The sequence below is a fragment of the Parabacteroides sp. AM17-47 genome (assembly GCF_003434625.1).
Taxonomy (GTDB): domain Bacteria; phylum Bacteroidota; class Bacteroidia; order Bacteroidales; family Tannerellaceae; genus Parabacteroides; species Parabacteroides distasonis.
The window spans coordinates 35,899-58,240 of the sequence record NZ_QTLI01000008.1 but is presented as its reverse complement, the minus strand read 5'-3'; the positions used below and the strand labels follow the sequence as shown (position 1 = coordinate 58,240).

General features: G+C 44.9%; 16 protein-coding genes and 1 pseudogene. 8 read left to right on the top strand and 9 right to left on the bottom strand.

The window, feature by feature from the left end; translation table 11 throughout:
- Positions 1-650: 650 nt before the first annotated feature.
- The 8 genes and pseudogenes from DW205_RS07855 to DW205_RS07820 all read left to right on the top strand — a co-directional run bounded on the left by DW205_RS07855 (position 651) and on the right by DW205_RS07820 (position 13,829).
- Entirely contained in the window at positions 651-3,848 is a 3,198-nt protein-coding gene (locus DW205_RS07855) for a SusC/RagA family TonB-linked outer membrane protein (protein WP_005865354.1), read from the top strand.
- 22 nt (positions 3,849-3,870) lie between these two features.
- Positions 3,871-5,439, top strand: coding sequence for a SusD/RagB family nutrient-binding outer membrane lipoprotein (locus DW205_RS07850; protein WP_008778500.1), 1,569 nt, complete (start codon positions 3,871-3,873; stop codon positions 5,437-5,439).
- Between the two features lie 481 nt (positions 5,440-5,920).
- A complete protein-coding gene (locus tag DW205_RS07845; RefSeq protein ID WP_005865358.1) occupies positions 5,921-7,192 on the top strand; it encodes a replication-associated recombination protein A in 1,272 nt (423 codons plus the stop codon).
- Positions 7,193-7,324: 132 nt separating this feature from the next.
- Entirely contained in the window at positions 7,325-8,392 is a 1,068-nt protein-coding gene (gene serC, locus DW205_RS07840) for a 3-phosphoserine/phosphohydroxythreonine transaminase (RefSeq protein ID WP_005855647.1), read from the top strand.
- Positions 8,393-8,409: 17 nt separating this feature from the next.
- Positions 8,410-9,333, top strand: coding sequence for an NAD(P)-dependent oxidoreductase (locus tag DW205_RS07835; RefSeq protein ID WP_005855649.1), 924 nt, complete (start codon positions 8,410-8,412; stop codon positions 9,331-9,333).
- A gap of 72 nt (positions 9,334-9,405) precedes the next feature.
- Positions 9,406-10,653 (top strand): DUF1015 domain-containing protein, encoded by a 1,248-nt coding sequence (locus DW205_RS07830; protein ID WP_005865361.1) that lies wholly within the window; start codon positions 9,406-9,408, stop codon positions 10,651-10,653.
- A gap of 122 nt (positions 10,654-10,775) precedes the next feature.
- Complete coding sequence (locus DW205_RS07825) at positions 10,776-11,408, top strand: HAD family phosphatase (RefSeq protein WP_005865363.1); 633 nt, start codon at positions 10,776-10,778, stop codon at positions 11,406-11,408.
- Between the two features lie 38 nt (positions 11,409-11,446).
- Positions 11,447-13,829 (top strand): annotated as a pseudogene (locus DW205_RS07820) (response regulator).
- A 70-nt stretch (positions 13,830-13,899) separates the two neighbouring features.
- Here the strand turns inward: DW205_RS07820 and galE are convergent.
- From galE to DW205_RS07775, 9 genes are all read right to left on the bottom strand, one after another.
- Positions 13,900-14,940, bottom strand: coding sequence for a UDP-glucose 4-epimerase GalE (galE, locus tag DW205_RS07815; protein ID WP_005855657.1), 1,041 nt, complete (start codon positions 14,938-14,940; stop codon positions 13,900-13,902).
- A 25-nt stretch (positions 14,941-14,965) separates the two neighbouring features.
- Complete coding sequence (rsxA, locus tag DW205_RS07810) at positions 14,966-15,538, bottom strand: electron transport complex subunit RsxA (protein WP_005855659.1); 573 nt, start codon at positions 15,536-15,538, stop codon at positions 14,966-14,968.
- 12 nt (positions 15,539-15,550) lie between these two features.
- The gene (locus DW205_RS07805) at positions 15,551-16,135 is read right to left on the bottom strand and encodes an RnfABCDGE type electron transport complex subunit E (RefSeq protein ID WP_005865370.1); all 585 of its coding nucleotides are present in this window, start codon (positions 16,133-16,135) and stop codon (positions 15,551-15,553) included.
- Between the two features lie 17 nt (positions 16,136-16,152).
- Positions 16,153-16,767 carry an RnfABCDGE type electron transport complex subunit G gene (locus tag DW205_RS07800; RefSeq protein ID WP_008771710.1) on the bottom strand — a complete coding sequence of 205 codons (615 nt, stop codon included), beginning with the start codon at positions 16,765-16,767 and terminating at the stop codon, positions 16,153-16,155.
- 2 nt (positions 16,768-16,769) lie between these two features.
- Entirely contained in the window at positions 16,770-17,738 is a 969-nt protein-coding gene (locus DW205_RS07795; RefSeq protein ID WP_005855664.1) for an RnfABCDGE type electron transport complex subunit D, read from the bottom strand.
- A 12-nt stretch (positions 17,739-17,750) separates the two neighbouring features.
- Entirely contained in the window at positions 17,751-19,082 is a 1,332-nt protein-coding gene (gene rsxC, locus DW205_RS07790; RefSeq protein ID WP_005865372.1) for an electron transport complex subunit RsxC, read from the bottom strand.
- A gap of 11 nt (positions 19,083-19,093) precedes the next feature.
- Positions 19,094-20,026, bottom strand: a complete 933-nt coding sequence (locus DW205_RS07785) for a Fe-S cluster domain-containing protein (RefSeq protein ID WP_005865374.1) — start codon at positions 20,024-20,026, stop codon at positions 19,094-19,096.
- 9 nt (positions 20,027-20,035) lie between these two features.
- Entirely contained in the window at positions 20,036-20,452 is a 417-nt protein-coding gene (locus DW205_RS07780) for a SoxR reducing system RseC family protein (RefSeq protein ID WP_005865376.1), read from the bottom strand.
- Between the two features lie 101 nt (positions 20,453-20,553).
- Entirely contained in the window at positions 20,554-22,098 is a 1,545-nt protein-coding gene (locus tag DW205_RS07775) for a DUF3078 domain-containing protein (protein WP_008778497.1), read from the bottom strand.
- Positions 22,099-22,342 lie beyond the last annotated feature (244 nt).

Below are 22,342 nucleotides of genomic sequence, written 5' to 3'. Positions count from 1 at the left end.
CTGCATTTTAATGGTTGATTAACTAAGTTCATACAGAACTACTCCATTTTATGTTTTACGACATACCTATTAAATGAAAAACGGTTGCAAAACTATAAATTATACTTGAAAAAAACAACAAATTATTATTATTGTGATATATTTCCTTTGTTTTCTTAATTGTTAAATCTGTCAATTTGCAATATAACCACTGTCTAAATCGACTCAGGTAACATGATCGTATCACAAATCAATGAGTTATCACTGCCGATAGTTTCTTTTTGACAAATAAAAAAATTATTTTCATCTTAATTTTATCGTAACAAATAGTGAGCTTACTCTTTATAGGCATGATATTGGACTTGATATCAACTTATTCTGGATATTTTATAGCATATAGCTTATCACTAAAAATATTTACAACTTTATTTTATGTAGATATTTGTGAAAAACGGCTGGCTTTTCTTATCCTCCCAATATGGCTGATAAACAATATCTCTCAAATCCAATATATTTATTACAGAATTTTAATAGATCTAAACTTATATGATAATTTTTTTTTCATATGACTACACTAAATAAAATATTGAAAATTGGTAGTTCTGTATGAACTATAGTCCACGAAAGCTTAATTGAATTTCTAGTTTAGTTTAAATAAAAAGAATGTGTCTATGAAGAAAAAGTTGACTTCTGTGCTACTATTTCTTGCGATGAGCGTAGGAGTAGTTTCGGCACAGACCTCGAAGGTTACCGGTAAGGTAGTCGGAGAAGATGGTGAGCCGGTGATCGGTGCGTCCATTATCGTAAAAGGAACGACTGTGGGAACAGTTACGGATTTTGACGGTAATTTTACTTTGGATGTTCCTAGTGATGGTAAGCAATTGGTTATTTCATACATCGGTATGAAATCCAAGGAGGTAGTTGTGTCTCCCAATGTAAATGTAACATTGATGTCTGATACCCAAAACTTGGATGAGGTCGTGGTTACGGCTATGGGTATCTCAAAGGAAAAGAAAGCTTTAGGTTATGCCGTGCAAGATGTAAAATCGGATGAGTTAACACAAGGTGCTAACACTAGTTTGTCTGGGGCTTTGCAAGGTAAAGTATCCGGTATCGATATCGCTTCCTCATCGGGTATGCCAGGCGCATCTTCCAAGATCATGATCCGTGGAGCCCGTTCATTTACAGGGGATAACTCTCCTTTGTATGTGATCGATGGTATGCCGATCGCATCTACGGCGGATGTTAATACGGATACGATGAATAATGGTAGCGTTAGTGGAGCTGACTATGCGAACCGTGCCGTAGACTTAGATCCGAACGATATCGAGAGTATCAACATTTTGAAAGGACAAGCCGCTTCTGCGTTGTATGGTATGCGTGCTTCTAATGGAGTGATCGTTATTACTACAAAGAGCGGAAAAGGTGCTCGTAAAGGAAAACCTCAGATCTCATTCAACACGAATCTTGCGTTTGATAAGGTTTCTACATTACCTGAGTTACAAACTGAATATGGACAAGGTAATGAAGGTGCTTATAACCCATATTCGGGATTTAGCTGGGGACCGTCTATCTCTGACTTGGCGAATGATCCTGTATATGGCGGTAATGTACAAAATGAATATACGAAAGGTGGATTGCATAATGGACAATACTATGTGCCTCAGCGTGCTGCGGCAGGATTGGATCCATGGGCTACTCCCCAAGCTTATAATAATGCGAAAGATTTCTTCCAGACTGGCGTTACTTGGAGTAACTCTGTAAATGTAGCTCAATCTTTCGATAAAGGAAACTATTCATTTTCTTTGGGTAATACGACTTCTGATGGTATCGTTCGTTCTACGGGAATGGATCGTTATAACGTGAAGCTGTCGGGTGAGGCGCAATTGCATGATAACTGGACGACTGGTTTTAACGGAAACTTCGTGACATCAAAGATCAAGAAGCAAGGAACCGCTAATGACGGTGTTACCGCTACGGTTTATACGGCTCCTATCAGTTATACTATGGCGGGCATACCTTCCCATATCGAAGGTGATCCTTATACTCAGAATACGTTCCGTGAGAACTGGATCGATGATGGAAACTGGGCGTGCGACAATAATAGCTTTACGGAGAGATCTCAACGTTTCTTCGGGAATGCGTTCTTGAAGTATTCTACTAAATTTGGTACGGACAATCATAAATTGGATGTGAAATACCAAATTGGTGATGACGCTTATACGACCAATTACTCTGATATTTACGGCTACGGTACAACTGGTTATGCGAATGGTTATGCTAGCGAATACGGTTTTACGGTAAATGAGATGAACTCATTGTTGACGTTTACGTATAACTGGAATATCAATGAGGACTTCGTATTCGATGCTTTGTTGGGTAATGAGCTTGTAGATAAGCGAATCAGTAATACTCAAGCCGTGGGATATAGCTTCAACTTCCCGGGCTGGAACCATTTGAACAACGCTTCTGTATTCAACAGCTCTCATGAGTATAAGAGAAAACGTACGGTAGGTAACTTCGCTAGCTTATCTTTGGCTTGGAAGAATATGCTTTATTTGAATGTTACGGGACGTAACGATATCGTGTCTTCTATGCCGAGAGATAACCGTTCGTTCTTTTATCCTTCCGTATCCCTTGGATGGGTATTCACGGAAGTGGAAGCCTTGAAGAATGATATCTTGACATTTGGTAAGATCCGTGGCTCTTACGCAGAGGTAGGTATGGCAGGAGAATATGTGCCGTCTTATTATTATACGCCAAGTTATGGTGGTGGTTTCTTCCAGGGAACACCTATTATGTATCCGATTAATGGAAATATGGCGTATATTCCTTATTTCGTGGTTTATGATCCGAACTTGAAGCCTCAGAACACGAAGTCTTATGAGCTTGGTGCTGACTTGACTTTCTTGAATGGTTTAGTTTCATTGAATTATACGTATTCTCGTCAGAACGTGAAAGACCAAATCTTCGAGGTGCCTTTGGCTGGCTCCACAGGTGCTTCCAGTATGATGATGAATGGTGGAAAGATGCACTCAAACGTACATGAGATTACATTAGGTATCTCTCCGGTTGATACGAAGAATTTCAAGCTGGACTTCGCTTTTAACTTCTCAAAGATCGACAATTATGTAGACGAGTTGGCTCCGGGCGTAGAGAGCATTATGTTGGGTGGTTTCGTGACTCCTCAAGTACGTGCAGGTATCGGCGATAAATTCCCGGTAATCTATGGTGTTGGTTACAAACGTGATGGCGAAGGACGAATTGTAGTAAACGAAAAAGGTATACCAGAGGCTGGTGAGACCCAAGTAATCGGTAAGGTTTCTCCTGATTTCCGTTTGGGTTTCAATACGAATATCGAGTTGTATAAATTCCGTTTGGCTGCTGTATTTGACTGGAAGCAAGGTGGACAAATGTATAGTGGTACGGCTGGTGAGACAAACTTCTACGGTACAAGTAAGTTATCTGGAGAGGTTCGTAAGAGTGATAAATATCATTTTGACTATGCTGCTGTTGAACAGAAGGGCGTAGATGCGGATGGTAAACCTATCTATGTTCCCTATACGGGTGGAGTGAAAGGATCAGATGCAGAGGAGTATTTCAAAAGCGTGAGGGGCATTGACGAAGCCTATGTCTATGACAACTCGTTCTTGAAATTGCGTGAACTTTCATTGTCATATCCTGTATATAAGAAAGATAACTTGAATGTAAACGTGAATGTTTTCGCCCGTAATATCATTGTATGGTCTGAGATAAAAGGCTTCGATCCGGAGGCTACTCAAGGAAATAACAATATGGCTGGCGCTTTCGAGCGTTTCTCCTTACCGGGTACATCTAGCTACGGTTTTGGTGTCAACGTAAATTTCTAATTTATAAAGAAGACAGATATATATGAATACAATAATAAAATCATTTAAAGGGTTGGCTGTTATGTCGGCCGTATCCTTGGCATTGGCTGGATGTTCCGAGGATGTAATGGATCGGATTAACCAAGATACGAGCCATACAAATAGCGTGGATGGCAAATTTATCTTGGCCGACTTGATTACTTCTACTGCATTTTCCAACGTTAGCGGAGACTTCAATACCTATTCATCTTCCTACGTGGAATATGAAGTGGGTATCGAAAACCAGTTATATAACGCGGAAATTCGTTTGAATGAGCCTTCTGCCTCTTCTACGTTTGAGAATACGTGGGGAAATGTTTATACAAGCTTGAAGAACGCTCGTATTATTATCGGTCAATGTCAAGAAGGTAAGCGTGATGAGGGAAATTTAGTGACGAGAGGTATCGCTGAGGTCATGGAAGCTTACAATGGCGCTCTATTGGCGGATATATTTGGAGATACACCTTATAGTGAAGCTTCTTTATTGGATGAGAATGGCTCACCGGTGAATATGAATCCTAAAATAGATAAGCAAGAGGAGATTTATGTCTCTATAATGGCCTCCTTGGACAAGGCGATCGAGGATTTGAATCAGTCTGATCGTTCACCGGTTGGTACGTATGATTATTTGTATAATGGAGATGCCGAGAAATGGATTAAATTCGCTTATGGTTTGAAGGCTCGTTATACGATGCGTCTGATCAATCGTTCCACGGATAAGCAAGCTGACTTGAATAAGGTTTTGGACTATGTATCAAAATCTTTTACTTCTGCGGATGACGAGGCTGCATACGCTGTCTATGATGCGAATAATATCAACCCATTCTTTGGTTACTTCGATTCTCGCGCTGGTTTTGCCAATAGCCAGAGCTTGACGGACAAGTTGATTGAGCGTAAAGATCCTCGATTGGAAAGAGTGATGCTTTCTCCTACTACGGCTGACAAGAAACGCGTACAGGTTACAGGCTCTGCTGATAAGAACTTAGTTCCGGCCCCGAATGGTACTCCTGAGCAGAATATGCAGAAATATGGTGTTTCCGCCTTTGTATATTCAAACACGGCTCCTACGATGTTGATGAGTTATCATGAGTTGAAATTCTTGCAAGCTGAGGCGTTATGTCGCTTAAACCGTACGTCTGACGCCGAGAAAGCGTTGAAAGAGGCGGTAGCTGCCGGAATCGCAAATGCTGAGAGAAGTGTCTCTTCTGCTATCACTTATATGGGTAGCAAAATGGTCGTGAATTCAGAAAAAATGACAGAGGAGACGGCCAATACATATTTCGATAACCAAGTTAAACCGTTGTTTGCTGTAAATCCTTTGAAAGAGACCATGATCCAGAAATATATGGCTTTGTGGGGGGCATCGGGAGAGGCTACCGAGACTTTTAATGATATCCGTAGAATGAAAGGATTAGGAGAGAATTTCGTGACATTGGCGAATACGAAAAAATTCCCTCTTCGTATGCCTTATGGTAATAGTGACGTGGTATCAAATCCGGAAGTAAAAGCCGCTTATGGCGACGGTCAATACGTATATTCAGAGCCTGTATGGTGGGCTGGCGGAACTCGCTAATCTAACATATATAATATAAGGTATAGGGTGCCTCTCCGATTATGGAGGGGCATCTTTTTTTGTTATATATCTTACATGTTTTGATAGCTTCCCTTATCCCATTTCCTTGGAAGGCTTATTGGTTTTATATGGAAATATAGATCATCTAACAATTGGTGCATGATCATCTAACAGACGTTGCATGATCATGCACCAACTGTTGGACGATCATGCACCAGTTGATAGATATTTAATGCTTCAAGAAAGAAGGTATAATGTGTTAAGAAGATATCGCTAAAAGTATGGGATAGAAAGGATAGGGAATTAAGGGAATGTTAAATTTTCATTGTCATAATGTTAGTATATTATATGGGTAAAAGTGTATTTGTAGTGATTGTTCTTTCATTATGTCACTATTTCCTGTTGTTTAACATTCTTTTTATACGATAAATTTCTTGACTTATCCTTTGAAAAGTAAATAAAATATCCGACTTTTGCTTCCATGATGAGTCAACCATTAGCAGAGAGATTACGTCCGAAGACGTTGGATGATTATATCGGACAGAAGCACCTGGTAGGCCAGGGAGCCGTGTTGAGGAAGATGATTGATGCGGGACGGGTTCCCTCTTTTATATTGTGGGGGCCGCCGGGAGTCGGGAAGACTACCTTAGCGCAGATCATAGCGAATAAGTTGGATGCGCCTTTTTATACGTTAAGTGCGATCAGTTCGGGAGTGAAGGACGTGCGGGAGGTGATAGAGAAGGCCAAGAGCAACCGCTTCTTCAATACGGTATCACCGATATTGTTTATTGATGAGATACACCGGTTCAGTAAGTCGCAGCAAGACTCATTGCTGAACGCCGTGGAGACGGGCGTGGTGACGCTGATTGGGGCAACCACGGAGAATCCCTCGTTCGAGGTAATCCGTCCTTTGTTATCCCGTTGTCAGGTGTACGTGTTGAAATCGCTGGACAAGAATGACTTGCTTACGCTATTGCATAAGGCGATCGCCGAGGATGTCGTTCTGAAGGATAAAAACATAAGGCTGACGGAAACGGATGCCATGTTACGTTACTCGGGAGGAGACGCTCGGAAGTTGCTGAATATTCTGGAACTGGTGGTGTCTGCCGAGGAGAGTGACGATATTGAGATTCTGGATGAGAAGGTAGTGGAGAGGTTGCAGGAGAACCCTGCGGCGTATGATAAGGGAGGGGAGATGCATTACGATATAATCTCCGCTTTTATCAAGTCGATCCGGGGTAGCGATCCCGATGGCGCCATTTACTGGCTCGCCCGTATGGTGGCCGGGGGAGAAGACCCTGAGTTTATCGCACGGCGGTTGGTGATCTCCGCTTCTGAGGATATCGGATTGGCGAATCCGAATGCGCTTTTGCTGGCGAACGCATGTTTCGATGCCTTGAAGAAGATCGGCTGGCCGGAGGGTCGGATCATCCTGGCCGAGACGACCGTTTATCTGGCTTGCAGCCCGAAAAGTAATTCGGCCTATATGGCGATCAACGACGCTTTGGCACTTGTTAACCGGACTGGGAATTTACCCGTACCGCTTCATCTACGCAACGCGCCTACCAAATTAATGGCTGAACTGGAGTATGGCAAGGAATATAAATATGCGCACGACTACGAAAATCATTTTGTAAAGCAGGAGTATCTTCCGAAGGAAATTTTGGGCGAACGTTTGTGGAAAGGACAGGAAAATCCGGCCGAGCACAAACTAATTGAGCAAATGAGGCGCCTTTGGGGAGATCGTTTTTAATTGACATATTCTGATTGTAAATTAAAAAATGCTCGAAAAGTGTCGGCAAATGAGAAAAAATAGTTACATTAGCCGCCTGTTTTTGAAAAAATAGTTACTTTATTTATAATAACATTCTAAAAAGACATTGGTATGAAGAAGCACAATTTTTATGCAGGTCCTTCTATCTTGAGCGAGTATACAATTAAGAATACAGCCGCTGCGGTAGAAAATTTTGCGGGTATGGGGTTATCACTTCTTGAGATCTCTCATAGAAGTAAGGAGTTTGTAGCCGTAAACGACGAGGCACGTGCGTTGATCAAGGAATTACTGGATGTTCCGGCAGGCTATGAGGTTGTATTCATGGGCGGTGGCGCCAGCATGCAGTTCTGTATGGTTCCTTACAATCTGTTGAATAAGAAAGCCTCTTATTTGGATACCGGCACATGGGCTTCGAACGCTATCAAGGAAGCTAAGTTGTTTGGGGAGGTAGATGTTGTCGCTTCTTCCAAAGACAAGAACTATACTTACATCCCGAAGGGTTATGCGATCGCTGATGACTCGGATTATTTCCATTTTACTTCTAATAATACGATTTACGGAACAGAGATGCGTAAGGATCCGGATGTGAAGCAACGTTTGGTTTGCGATATGTCTTCCGATATTTTCTCTCGTCCGATCGATATTTCCAAATATGATATTATCTATGCGGGTGCTCAAAAGAACTTGGCTCCTGCCGGCGTGACTTTGGCTATCGTTCGTGTGGACGCTTTAGGACATGTAGACCGTCCGATCCCGACCATGTTGAACTACGCTACCCATATTAAAAAGGATTCCATGTTCAATACACCTCCTGTATTGCCTATTTACGCGGCTTTACAGACCTTGAAATGGTATAAGGAACAAGGTGGTATCGCCGCTATGGAGAAGAAGGATCTTGAGAACGCGGCGATCTTATACGATGAGATCGATCGCAATAAGTTGTTCCGTGGTACGGTAGCGGAGGAAGATCGTTCGATCATGAATGTTTGTTTCGTGATGAATGATGAGTATAAGGAGTTGGAGGACGAGTTCAGTAAATATGCTACTGCCGCTGGTATGGTAGGTATCAAGGGACACCGTTCTGTAGGTGGTTTCCGTGCCTCTCTTTATAATGCGATGCCGAAGAGCAGCGTGGAGGCTTTGGTAGCTTGCATGAAAGAGTTCGAGAAACAACATTAATTAAGGAGGATTCAGACATGGCAAAGATATTAGTTGCTACAGAGAAACCTTTCGCCGCTGTCGCTGTGAAAGGCATCCGGGAGGTAGTGGAAGGCGCTGGCATGGAACTGGCTCTTTTGGAGAAATATACAGAGAAGGCGCAATTGCTGGATGCGGTTAAGGATGCCGATGCCGTGATTATCCGTAGCGATAAGGTGGACGCTGAGGTATTGGATGCCGCTAAGAACCTGAAGATCGTGGTTCGTGCCGGTGCGGGGTATGATAACGTGGACTTGGATGCGGCTACTGCCCATAAGGTATGCGTGATGAATACGCCGGGACAAAACTCTAACGCTGTCGCCGAATTGGTATTCGGTATGTTGGTGTACGGGGTTCGTAATTTCTATAACGGTACTTCCGGAACAGAGTTGAAAGGAAAGAAATTGGGTATCTTGGCTTATGGAAACGTGGGCCGTAACGTGGCTCGTATCGCTAAAGGCTTCGGTATGGAGGTTTACGCTTACGATGCGTTCTGTCCGGCTTCCGTGATTGAGGCCGATGGTGTGAAGGCTGTAGCTTCTACAGCCGATTTGTTTAAGGCTTGCCAAATCGTCTCTTTGCATATTCCGGCTACGGCCGAGACGAAGGGTTCTATCAATTTCGAGTTGATGAATTCCATGCCGAAGGGAGCTATCGTAGTGAATACGGCTCGTAAGGAGGTGATGGATGAGGCTGGACTCGCTAAGATGTTGGAAGAGCGTCCGGACTTCAAGTACTTGACAGATATTATGCCCGCTATCCATGCGGAATTGGCCGAGAAATATGCCGGTCGTTATTTCAGCACCCCGAAAAAGATGGGTGCCCAGACCGCCGAGGCTAATATCAACGCTGGTATCGCCGCCGCCAAGCAGATCGTTGATTTCTTGGTGAATGGCAATGAAAAGTATCGGGTTAATAAATAAGAATATCCGGTTGTAGAGACGGGGCACGCCCCGTCTCTACATTGATACATAAACCAATTAGATTTAATTACCATGGCAAAAATAAAACCTTTCAAGGGAGTTCGTCCGCCAAAAGAATTTATAGAGGAGGTGGCTTCCCGTCCCTATGACGTATTGAACTCGCAAGAAGCTCGTGTGGAAGCGGAAGGAAACGAGAAATCCCTTTACCATATCATTAAACCGGAAATCGATTTCCCAGAAGGGACGGATGAGCATGATCCGGCTGTTTACCTGAAGGCCGCCGCCAATTTCAATAATTTTCAGGAAAAAGGTTGGTTGGTTCAGGATCAGAAAGAATGCTATTATGTTTATGCCCAAACCATGAATGGCAAGACTCAATATGGGTTGGTAGTCGGGGCTTATGTTCCCGATTATATGAATGGCACGATCAAGAAACATGAGCTGACCCGCCGTGACAAGGAGGAGGATCGCATGAAACACGTACGTGTCAACAACGCTAATATCGAGCCGGTATTCTTCGCTTATCCCGACAACTCAGAGCTAGACGCTATCGTTATGAAATATACGGCTCGTGAGCCCGAATATAATTTCGTGGCGAAATTAGACGGTTTCGGCCATACGTTCTGGATTATCGATGAGGATAAGGATATCGCTCGCATCACGGAGTTATTCGGGGAGATGCCTGCGTTGTATATTGCCGACGGACATCATCGTTCCGCCGCCGCTGCTTTGGTAGGAGCGGAGAAGGCCAAGCAAAACCCGGGTCATAAGGGAGACGAGGAGTATAACTATTTCATGGCTGTTTGCTTCCCGGCCAACCAATTGACCATTATCGATTACAACCGTGTGGTAAAAGACTTGAACGGCTTGACCGAGGAACAATTCGTTGAGAGATTAACGAAAAACTTCGTGGTAGAGGAGAAGGGCTCTGCTATTTACAAACCGGGTGCCTTGCACAATTTCTCCCTGTATTTAGGAGGGAAATGGTATTCTTTGACCGCTAAGCCCGGTACGTACGATGATAATGACCCGATAGGCGTATTGGATGTCACGATCTCTTCGAACTTGATTCTGGATGAGATTTTAGGCATTAAGGATTTACGTTCGGACAAGCGAATCGATTTCGTGGGAGGTATCCGTGGCCTGGGTGAATTGAAACGCCGTGTGGATAGCGGTGAGATGAAGGTTGCCTTGGCTTTGTATCCCGTTACGATGAAGCAATTGATGGATATCGCCGATACGGGTAATATCATGCCGCCGAAGACGACGTGGTTCGAACCGAAGCTTCGCTCCGGTTTGGTGATCCATAAATTGGATTAAGTCTTATATACATAAATATAGCTTTGGATTGGGGTATAATCGTTGAAGATTATACCCTTTTTTATCCTTGTAACCTAGATATACGGAATAAATTGTATCTTTGGGACTTAAATAGTATCGCAATGGGTAAAATAAAAAATATAGTATTCGATCTGGGGGGCGTTATCATAGATTTGGACCGGGATGAACCTGTTCGCCGTTTAATAGAGATTGGGGTCAAAGATGCCGATGGATTGATAGATCCTTACGAACAAAAAGGGGTTTTTCAAGATCTGGAGACCGGAAAGATCGGAGTAGAGGAGTTTTGTCGCTATTTACGGAAGTATACGGGTAAAGACCTTTCTTATGAGGATATTTGTTGGGCTTGGTTTGGCTTCATTGGCGGCGTTCCCCAATATAAATTGGACTACATATTAAAACTCCGTGAGAAATATCAAGTCTATTTATTGAGCAATACAAATCCGATCATACAGCTTGAATGGGCACAGACAAAAGAGTTTACGCCGGCGGGCCGTCCATTAAATGATTATTTCGATAAATTGTATCTCTCTTATGAGATCGGTGTCACGAAGCCGGATCGTGAAATTTTTGATCGCATGGTCTTGGATTCAGGAATCAGACCAGAGGAAACATTATTTGTAGATGATGGTAAGAATAATATCGTAGTGGGGCAGGAACTAGGGTTCCATACCTATCAGCCTTTGAATGGAGAGGATTGGAGAGGGAGGCTCGATGAAATACTCTCAAAATCATAGGATCTCTATTCCTCTTAATTAAATCTATATCATTGAAAATGACAAATACTACTTTAAATTTGGAAGAACTACTCTGTGGTGTAAACGAGCTAGTTGATACGCTTTGGATCGTCACATTAGGTAATGAAAAGGTTGAGATAATCAAAGATTCGATGACTCCCGAAAGGGAAGGAGAATGTTTGGATTATACAGAACTTTGCCAGACTTACATTCAAGAATATGTATATCCTGCGGATTTAGGGAAATGGGAGGAGATCTTATCCTTGAATTCATTGCGGCAAATGGCGGCTAGCGGCGTAGCGAATAAGAAGTTCGACATGCGTTTCTGTAATGATTTGTTTGGTTTTGAGTGGCATGAGGCTTTTATTCGTATCTTGAAAGATAAGAGTGGAATTCCGGATCGTGTCATTCTTTTCAGCCGCTATGTGAATCATTGTCGCAAGGCACAGATCGTAGAGGCTGCCGTTCAGACTGAGTATGATTATGTCGTTTATATAGAGGCAAACACGAATAGCTATGTCATGTATACTTCCAATCGTGAAAGTGGGACGCCGGTCCCCCCCGATAGCGAGTAATGACTATGAAAAAGAGGTAGCCGAGTTCCACCACAAATATGTGCCGGAGGATCAGCGAGATGAGTTAACCCGAAATCTTTCCCTAGATCATGTCTTATCTGTCTTACGAAATTCCCGTGAGTATGTCTTGTTCTGTCAGGTGATGGAGAATGGCGTTTTTAGGGATAAGAAGATGCGTTTTAGCTTTTTCGATAAGGAGAGGAATATACTTCTTTTGACCCGGACCGATATTATGGAGGTTCGTGAGGAAGAGCGGCAAAGGCAATTACTTCAAGATGCCCTACAAGTGGCTAAATCGGCAAATCAGGCTAAATCGGATTTCTTATCCCGTATGAGCCATGATATACGTACTCCGATGAATGCCATTATCGGTATGACCACTATCGCCAGTATGCATATCGACGATCGGGAGCGTATAGTGGATTGCTTGAAGAAGATTATGGTTTCTTCCAAATTGTTATTGAACTTGATCAATGAGGTCTTGGATATGTCTAAGGTAGAGAGCGGACATATTTTGCTGACAGACGAGGAGTTCGATATGGGCGAGTTATTGCAAAGCGTAATTACTATGGTTCAGACTTCGGTCAGTCAGAAGTTTCAGGATTTCCGGGTTCACTTGTTTCAAGTCAAACATGAAAAGCTGATTGGCGATGTGCAACGGATTCAGCAAGTATTGTTGAATTTGCTGTCGAACGCCATAAAGTATACGCCGGACTATGGGAAAATAACACTTGAGATACGGGAAAAGCCAATTAAAAATGGTAATTATGGTTTATTTGAGGTTACGGTTATAGACAATGGTATCGGGATAAAGCCGGATTTCTTACACAAGGTTTTCGAGCCATTTGAACGTGCGGAAGACGCAACCCTGCGGAATATACAAGGAACCGGCTTAGGCATGGCAATAAGCCGTAATATCGCTCATATGATGAATGGTGAGATTCAGGTGGAGAGTGAATATGGCAAAGGTTCCGTTTTTACATTTACGATGCAGTTGAAATTGCAGGATCAAGGGTGTTTTGAGGATGATCATTTAAGGGATTTACCGGTTCTCGTGGTAGACGATGATATCGTGTGTTGCGAGAACGCATGTATGAGGATTAACGAGATCGGAATGAAAGGCGAGTATGCCATTTCTGGTGAGGAGGCTATCGGGAAAGTAGAGAGGGCACATCATCTTAATGATGACTATTTTGCCGTTATCCTTGATCTGAAAATGCCGGGAATGGATGGGATCGAGACCGCTACCCGTATCCGAAAAGTCGTTGGCCGGGATATTCCGATCATTATTCTTTCCGCTTATGATTGTCCGCATTTTGAGGAAATAGCCCAACGAGCCGGTGTCGATGGATTCATAAGTAAGCCGTTGATGAAATCCAAGTTATTTTATTTGATGAAAAGTTTCGCTATCAAGCAAGAGAAAAAAGAGGAAGAGACGGAGAAGCCTCAATATCCTTTCGGTAACTTTGAGGGTAAGCGGATCTTGCTGGTGGAAGATAATAGCTTGAATAGGGAAATAGCGACTGTGTTGCTAGAAGAGACCGGTGCGGTGGTAGAGGAGGCGGAAAATGGCCTTGTCGCGGTGAATATGGTAAAAAACTCTAGTCCGGGATATTATGACTTGGTATTTATGGATATCCAGATGCCGGTCATGAACGGGTACGACTCTACTCGCCATATTCGGGCATTAGAACGTCCGGATATCAAGTCCATGCCGATAGTAGCCATGTCTGCGAACGCATTTGCGGAAGACATCAAGTTGTGTAAAGAATCCGGAATGAATGAGCATATCGCTAAGCCGATCGATTTCGGGAAGGTTCTTGAGATCTTAGAGAAGTACTTGTAGATATAAGGATATAAAAAAGGCCGTATCCTTAGCTAAGCGCTATCAGATACGGCCTCTTTTTTTGTGTTATTTACTGGATGCCACGTTCTCTCAAACGTTTCTGCCAGTTCCATGCGGATTGCAGGGTGTCGGCTAAAGTCTCCTTGGCGGTCCAGCCTAATACCTTATTCGCGTGCTCCGGATTGGCCCATACCTTCTCGATATCACCTTCACGACGGCCCACGATCTTGTGCGGAACCTTAACGCCTGTTGTCTGCTCGAAGGTATTGATCAGTTCAAGGACAGAAACACCATTGCCGGTACCTAGGTTGAATATCTCGATATGCTCATCAGACTTATTCTCAAGCATACGGTCCATAGCGATTACATGTGCTTTCGCCAAGTCTACGACATTGATATAGTCACGGATGCAAGAACCGTCTGCTGTATCATAATCATCGCCGAATACGCTTAGTTCCTTGCGGATACCCATAGCCGTCTGTGTCAAGTACGGGATCAAGTTCTGGGGAACACCATTCGGCAACTCGCCGATCTCTGCGCTTGGGTGTGCGCCTATCGGGTTGAAGTAGCGCAAGATGATACTCTTGAAAGGCGCTCCTGCGTGGATCGTATCCCGGATAATCTCCTCGTTGATCTGCTTCGTGTTTCCATAAGGAGACATAGCGGGTTTGATCGGGGCATTCTCGGTTACCGGCAAGTTCTCCGGGTCCGGTTGTCCGTATACCGTACAAGAGGAAGAGAATACGATACCTTCGATATTGAATTCAGGCATCATCTCCAACAAGTTCACCAAAGTGACAATATTATTGCGATAATACTTCAAAGGCTGCTGTACGGATTCTCCTACCGCCTTGCTAGCGGCGAACAAGATAATGCCTTTGATGCCCGGATGAGCTTCCAATGCCTTGCGAGTACCTTCCTTATCCTTTAGATCCAATTGGATAAACTCCGGACGGATGCCCGTGATTTTCTCGATACCATCGAGCACCTCGATATTCGAGTTTGACAAATCGTCGATAATGACTACCTCATATCCGGCGTTCTGCAATTCTACTGTGGTGTGTGAGCCGATATAACCGGTTCCGCCCGCTACTAAAATCTTCTTTTTCATTCTAGTGTTCATTTAGATAAGTTTGTTATACGATACCCGAGAATCCCATAAAAGCCATAGCTAGCAAACCGGCCGTTATCAAGGCGATAGGAGTGCCTTTCATGCCTTCCGGAACATGCGTCATGGCTAGTTGCTCCCGAATACCCGCGAAGATAATCAAAGCTAGCGCAAATCCAATAGCGGTCGAGATAGCATATACCACAGATTCTAATAAATTATACTCTTTTTGGATTACAAGGATAGCCACACCCAAGATACAGCAGTTCGTGGTGATCAACGGAAGGAATACACCCAACGCTTGATAAAGGGCGGGAGAGACCTTCTTCAATATGATTTCCACCATCTGAACCAAGGCGGCGATGATCAAGATGAAACTGATCGTCTGCATGAACCCTAATCCGAAAGCGTCCAATATGTATTTTTGCACGAGGAATGTAACAATCGTGGCGATCGTAAGCACGAACGTAACGGCGGCTCCCATGCCTGCGGCAGTCTCCACTTTCTTAGATACCCCCAAGAACGGACAAATTCCCAAGAACTGTGCCAGTACAACGTTATTAACGAATACGGCGGCGATAAATATCAATATATATTCCATATGATCCGTTTATTATGCTTTACGTAGTTTGTTTACTATTGCTACCAGATAACCCAAGGCGATAAACGCTCCCGGAGCCAATACGAAGATCAACGAACCGTATTCCTCGGGCATCAAGGTTACGTTGAATAACTTACCGGTTCCCAAGAACTCACGGCAAGCGCCCAGCAGTGTAAGAGCCATCGTGAAGCCCAGTCCGATACCGATTCCGTCGAAAGCGGATGGGATTACGCCGTTCTTCGCAGCGAAAGCCTCGGCACGTCCTAGTACGATACAGTTTACCACGATCAACGGGATAAATAATCCTAAGCTAGCGTATAAAGCCGGAACGAATGCTTCCATGCACATCTGCACTACGGTCACGAACGTCGCGATCACAACGATATATCCCGGGATACGCACCAAGTCGGGGATTACGTTTTTCAAGGCGGAGATCACGATATTCGAGCAAATCAATACGAACATCGTAGCCAATCCCATACTCATGCCGTTGATGGCCGAAGAGGTCGTTCCCAAGGTAGGACACATACCTAACAGTAATACAAATGTCGGGTTCTCCGTGATGATACCATTCATCAATATTTTTAGATTACTCATTGCTCTGTCCTCCCTTTTTATTTGTTATCAGTTGAAGTGGCACCCGTTAATCCGTCTACGCCTGCGAATGCGCTATACGCACGGTTCACGGCATCGAGGAACGCACGGCTGGAGATGGTCGCTGCCGTGATAGCGTCCACGTCGCCACCATCTTTTGTTACTTTTAAGCCTCCGTCCGGAATCGTACGTCCCAAGACACTTTGCTTGTTCTTGTCCGCACGGAACCATTCTTGCATCTTGGCTCCCAAACCCGGAGTCTCGGCGTGTTGCAATACGGAATAGTTCAAGATCTTGCCATCCATATCGAAACCTACGATAACCCGTATCTCACCGCTAAAGCCTTTTTTCGTATTACTCTCTACGGCTCCGCCAACGACTTGTCCGCCTTTCTTGGCAGGATAAATCTTGAGGGAATCACCATCGGAGGAGACGGCCATATAGACGTCCTCAGTCGGTTTGTTGTCGAACTCGGGAGCAACGGCTTTAATCGCTTCCTCCAAGGCGGTCGCTTTAGCTACCGCTATAGGGCCGGCGGTAAACTGGTTCACTCCGGCTAGGATCGCCCCTGCTACCAAGCAAATGCCTGTTAGTGAAAGGAGCATATTGGGTAATGTTGATTTTAATTTTGCCATGCTTACTTTCCTCCGAAATGTTTAGGTTTGATATAGCTGTTGATTAGCGGAGTAAATGCGTTCATGATCAGGATAGCGAACGACATACCTTCCGGGTAAGACCCGAACAAACGGATCACCGTGGTAAGGATTCCGATTCCCACGCCGTAGACAAGCATTCCGTTCTTGCTCATCGGCGAGGTTACGTAGTCGGTCGCCATAAAGATGGAGCCTAATAACAAACCGCCGGATAATAAGTGAACGAACGGGCTGGCGTATTGTACCGGATTCACCAAGTGCATGATGCCCGTGAATACGAATACGGTAGCCAAGATGGATACCGGGATCTGCCAAGTGATGATCTTTTTCCATAGCATGAATAAAAGACCGAGGATCAAGGCCACGGCGCTCACTTCACCGAGACTACCTCCCATAGCTCCTACAAGCATGTTCCCGTAAGACGGAAGCTCGGTCACGCCTTCGTTCATCAACGACAATACCGTTGCGCCGGTCTGGGCATCCGTATAAGTCATCGGGAAAACGTTCAAGGCATCTACCACCGGCCAAGTCGTCATCTGTGCCGGGAAGGAGATCAATAAGAATACACGTCCGACTAACGCCGGATTGAAAATATTATTACCTAATCCACCGAAAGACATCTTGCCGATGCCGATCGCCGCCAACGCTCCGATAATAATGATCCAGACCGGAAGGTTGGAAGGTAGGTTGAAGGCCAGCAATACACCTGTCAGGATAGCGGAGCCATCGCAAAGGGTCGGTTCCTTTTTCATCAGGAATCGCTGGATCAAATACTCGAATATCATACAGGCCAGAACCGATACGACCGTAACGATCAACGCTCCCAGACCGAAGAAATAAAGGGATACCAAGAAAGCCGGGATAAGGGCAATCAGTACACCATACATATTTTTGCTTATGCTGTCGCCACCATGGATGTGGGGCGAGGGCGATACGTATAAATTATTTTCCATGTTGCTCTTGTTTTATGACTTTCTAGACCGGATAATACCCATAACTTTTCCTTTACCCAACCGGATCTGATCCAGCAACGGACGGTTGGCCGGACAGGTATAACTACACGACCCGCACTCGATACAGTCGGTGATATAGTTCTTCTCCGCCAATTCCCAATTCTGGAATTCCGTGGCGTTCATCAATAGGGTAGGGTTTAATCCCATCGGGCAGACACCTACGCATTTGGCGCAACGGATGCAATCCCGGATCGGCTTGCGGACAGACTCCTCTTTCGTCAGTAATAAAACGCCGGAGCTTCCTTTGCAAACCGGCACCTCGGCGCTGATCAACGCTTTACCCATCATCGGTCCGCCACCGATAATCTTACCCGTATTCTCGGGCAGGCCACCTGCGGCCTCGATCAAGCAACTGATCGGGGTTCCCATACGAACCAAGAAATTGGAAGGATTAGCTACCGCCTTACCCGTGATCGTCACCACACGCTCGAACAACGGTTTGTTCTTTTGTACCGCCTCGTAAACGGCATAAGCAGTTCCTACGTTCTGTACCACGGCACCCGCCGAGATAGGAAGCGCACCACTTTTTACCTGACGGCGAATAACGGCGTCGATCAATTGTTTCTCGCCTCCTTGCGGATATTGTACCTTAAGCGGCATGATCTCTATACCTTTATAATTTACCGCCAACTTTTGCAGATGGGCGATAGCGTCCGGCTTGTTATTCTCGATACCGATCACGGCCTTGTTCACGTTGACCGCTTTCATTAGGATCGTGACACCGACTAGGATTTGCTCGCCTTTCTCCAGCATCAACGAATGGTCGGAAGTAAGATAAGGCTCACACTCCACGGCGTTGATGATTACGATCTCTGCCTTGTTTCCGGGAGGCGGCATCAATTTCACCTGCGTAGGGAAAGTCGCTCCACCCAGACCGACGATACCGGAAGCGGCGATCTTATCCACGATTTCCTTGGAAGACAGCGCACACTCCTTCACTAAGGTCTCGCTGCGGTCGATCGTCTCTTCCCATTCATCACCTTCCACATCTATATAGATAGCGGGACGTTTGTATCCGCTAGCGTCGAGAGCGTTATCTATCTTGTTCACTTTGCCGGATACGGAAGAGTGGATGTTCGCTGATACGAAACCACCCGCCTTGGCTAGCAATGTACCCACCTTTACCAGATCCCCTTTCTTCACCACGGCCTGCGCCGGGGCGCCGATATGCTGGCTGAGGGGGATAATCACCTGTTTAGGCGTAGCGAGAGCCGTAATTTTCTTACCGGCAGACAGTTTATTCTCGGGGGGATGTATACCTCCGATTCGAAATGTCCTTAGCATACTATTAGATTTTAATTTAGATTTGTTTTTTCTTCACTTGTAGCTTTCGGAGCGGCTTCCGGTTTCACGGTAGCCTCTGCCTTCGGCGCCGGTTTCACGGTCTCCGCTTTCGGAGCGGGAGCGGCTTCCTTGCGAGGAGGGAAATTCAGCTCATGAATAGCTCCTGTCGGACATACAGCCACGCATTTGCGGCACATCCGGCACTTCGTATAATCGATATAAGCTACGTTGTTTGTTACGGTGATCGCCTCGAACGGACATTCCTTGGCGCATTTGCCACAGCCGATACAAGCGTTGGCGCAAGCCTTGCGGGCGGCGGCTCCCTTATCTTTATTTACGCAAGACACGTAAATCCGGCGTGATTTAGGTCCTTTCTTTCTCAACTCGATGATACTCTTCGGGCAAGCCTTCACGCAAGCGCCGCAGGAAGTGCATTTTTCCTCGTCCACCTCGGCGATTCCCGTAGTCGGGTTGATGTGGATCGCGTCGAAAGCGCAGGCGTTCACACAGTCGCCATAACCTAGGCAACCGAAAGAACAATTCGTCTCGCCTCCGTAAAGGGTAGAGGCGATGGCGCAACTTTTCGTTCCATCATAAGAGTTTGTACGTGGACGGGCCTGACAAGTTCCGTTGCAACGGACAACGGCTACCATGGGTTCGGTTGTACCCGCCTCTTTACCCAGTATCGTAGCGACCTTGGCCATGACCGGGCCACCACCAACGGGGCAGAGCAATCCGTCTAATGAGTCAGCTTTTACGCAAGCGCCCGCGAATCCGGCGCAACCCGGATAACCGCAACCTCCACAGTTCGCCCCGGGAAGGACTTCCTGTACTTGCGCGATGCGAGGATCTTCGTAGACTTCAAATTTCTTGGAAGCAGCGTAGAGGAAAACCGCTCCGACCGCCCCGATTGCTCCTAATGAAATAACGGCAATTAAAATCATGATATATTATCAATTAAGTTTTTTCAAAGTAAATATAAATCGTCTTTTTAGTTTGTCACGCATTAAGTATAGTATACAGTAATAAGGCAGTAAAAGCGATAAACCGGTTAACCCGCTTGTGGTCTCGTCCCATTGTAGATTCGTACCGATCACGATGGCCCCTACGACTATCACCAAAGGAATGACAAATGCCAGCAATACGGCCTGAAGCCCCATGGAATTTTGTCCGCATATTATCACTTCCTCGTTAATGCGAAACCGTCCCGACCGATCGGGTACCTCAATGATCTTATCCTTTTTCTCGGATGCCGAGCACATAGACTGTGCGTGGCATCCCGAGCATGCGGATTGTTGGGTAATGCGGACGAAGACGGTGTCGCCATCGATCTTCTCTACAAATCCTGTATGATTTATACTTTCGCTCATATTTGTAATCTCGACATTGCAAAATCAAGGCAAAAGTAAGTATAATTTAGAAACTATGTCACGATTAACAAAGTTTATTATTCGAAATCTTAAATCCTAGCTTACCATTTGTAATTAAAACCGAAACTTAACAACTCATTAAGCTGGAAATAACTCTTGTTATCCTCTGTTTTTTCCACTCCATCGTCGTATCTAAGGTGAAAATAGATACGTGTGGAGAAAAAGCGGCTGATGGCCAGAACCAAGGTATTCTCGAACTCCCCGATGGTATGATCGCCATAAGTGGTAAAGAAATAAAGACGGGATTGCCAGCTTACGTTACGGTTGAAATCAAAGGCGAGGTCTGCACGGATCGTGGAACCTATTTGGCTTAGCTTGTTATTGAACTCACCGGTTTCCTCGTTTTTCTTGAAACCGTGACGGCTATAATCGATCTCTTGTGTCGTATACATATATGTATAGGAGATCGGCGCCAAGTTGGTGCTGAATTTAATCTTCTTATGCTTGTCGGTAAATTGTTTTTCCAGCTCGTATTTCATACCGAGACCGAAGTTGATAGAGAACGGGGCTAGGAACGCGGCCTGTTTGATGTGCTCGTTCTCTTGATAGTTGGTGAAGAACTGGGTCTTGAACTCAGCGTCGAACGTATAGTACCATTTGTTGAACGCTTGGTAGCCGACGTTGCTGTGTATACGGAATACGTCGTCACCGATCTTATAGTTCCTTAAGGTATCCTTCGGTGCCGTATATACGCTGGCTTTGAATTCCAGTTCGTTCGTTACTTGTACCTTATCTTTCTTATAGTCGTATTTTAAATTGTTCTTGGTGAACAGGTTCAAGTTGCTACTTCCACCCTTGTACCAGTTCTCCGAAACGTAGTTCTGGGAGAATTGGACGGCGCTCTCGAAGGCCGATATCCAGTATCTCCGCTCCGGGATAAAGCGGGCGGGAGCGTCTACGTCCTCAAAATTGGCATCAGCCTCCACCTTGATCGGCAAGTCCTCATAAATATTCTTCTTGATGAATTTAGGTTTGATCACCTCATTGGGCAGATCCCTCTCGGAGTAGCGGAAATAAGTCGGGTAATTGTTCTGCACATATTTGTAAGCCATCTCCTCGAACTGTTTGTTTCGCTCCAGATCTTTGAAGATGGAGTCTGTCCGGTATAAGTTATCATAGGGAGTCCTCTCCTTCAATGAATCGAAGTTGTAGAATATCAAGTTCTTGGGTAGATAATCTCCCCGGAAAACGATCGGCATGAATAAAGGGTTTACGATCACGGTGTCTCGGAAGGTCATCGTATTATCGAAAGCCGTGGAGGCGTCTCGTACCAGACGGGCCCAATACATCGCCTCGTCCGAGATCTCCAGTTCGTCTTTTTTCAAGAAACGCAGTAAATTCGTGCTTGGGGCCAAGGGCGCCGAGTAAGTCTTGTTTTGTTTCTCGAATTGTTTACGAATGTCTACGATGTTGTCTAATTCCTCTTCGCCAAGATTGATCGCAGGAATCGTATCATCCGATACGACTTGCTGTGCGGGACGTTGAACTATCGTTCCGGTAACTAGTTGGTTCTCTTGGCTGTATGCCGAGCTCCCAATTAGTGAAAGTAATAATAGCGCATACACACCATGCCTCTTCATCATCATAATACCTTATTTACATCTATTAGTTGTAGTGGTCGCAAAATTAGCTAAAAAGAATGATATACAACATACGATTTGATATTTATCTGGGTAAAAGTTACGATCACTGAGGCAAAGCAGGTGTGTCTAGCGAGGCTTATACGGACTTGCCTCAGTACTCCGCAGGAAGTACTGGAATACTTCGGTCAAAGTACTTCAGTACTTCCTGCGGAGTACCGAAGTAATTCCATGAGAAGTACTGTCTTTA

What these genes read in the sequence shown, in the direction of transcription:
- rsxA (WP_005855659.1), bottom strand. Translation starts at nt 15,538, where the DNA reads ATGGAATATATATTGATATTTATCGCCGCCGTATTCGTTAATAACGTT.
- DW205_RS07835 (WP_005855649.1), top strand. Translation starts at nt 8,410, where the DNA reads ATGGCAAAGATATTAGTTGCTACAGAGAAACCTTTCGCCGCTGTCGCT.
- DW205_RS07780 (WP_005865376.1), bottom strand. Translation starts at nt 20,452, where the DNA reads ATGAGCGAAAGTATAAATCATACAGGATTTGTAGAGAAGATCGATGGC.
- DW205_RS07855 (WP_005865354.1), top strand. Translation starts at nt 651, where the DNA reads ATGAAGAAAAAGTTGACTTCTGTGCTACTATTTCTTGCGATGAGCGTA.
- DW205_RS07785 (WP_005865374.1), bottom strand. Translation starts at nt 20,026, where the DNA reads ATGATTTTAATTGCCGTTATTTCATTAGGAGCAATCGGGGCGGTCGGA.
- DW205_RS07800 (WP_008771710.1), bottom strand. Translation starts at nt 16,767, where the DNA reads ATGGCAAAATTAAAATCAACATTACCCAATATGCTCCTTTCACTAACA.
- DW205_RS07805 (WP_005865370.1), bottom strand. Translation starts at nt 16,135, where the DNA reads ATGAGTAATCTAAAAATATTGATGAATGGTATCATCACGGAGAACCCG.
- DW205_RS07845 (WP_005865358.1), top strand. Translation starts at nt 5,921, where the DNA reads ATGATGAGTCAACCATTAGCAGAGAGATTACGTCCGAAGACGTTGGAT.
- DW205_RS07795 (WP_005855664.1), bottom strand. Translation starts at nt 17,738, where the DNA reads ATGGAAAATAATTTATACGTATCGCCCTCGCCCCACATCCATGGTGGC.
- galE (WP_005855657.1), bottom strand. Translation starts at nt 14,940, where the DNA reads ATGAAAAAGAAGATTTTAGTAGCGGGCGGAACCGGTTATATCGGCTCA.
- DW205_RS07830 (WP_005865361.1), top strand. Translation starts at nt 9,406, where the DNA reads ATGGCAAAAATAAAACCTTTCAAGGGAGTTCGTCCGCCAAAAGAATTT.
- DW205_RS07850 (WP_008778500.1), top strand. Translation starts at nt 3,871, where the DNA reads ATGAATACAATAATAAAATCATTTAAAGGGTTGGCTGTTATGTCGGCC.
- rsxC (WP_005865372.1), bottom strand. Translation starts at nt 19,082, where the DNA reads ATGCTAAGGACATTTCGAATCGGAGGTATACATCCCCCCGAGAATAAA.
- serC (WP_005855647.1), top strand. Translation starts at nt 7,325, where the DNA reads ATGAAGAAGCACAATTTTTATGCAGGTCCTTCTATCTTGAGCGAGTAT.
- DW205_RS07825 (WP_005865363.1), top strand. Translation starts at nt 10,776, where the DNA reads ATGGGTAAAATAAAAAATATAGTATTCGATCTGGGGGGCGTTATCATA.
- DW205_RS07775 (WP_008778497.1), bottom strand. Translation starts at nt 22,098, where the DNA reads ATGATGATGAAGAGGCATGGTGTGTATGCGCTATTATTACTTTCACTA.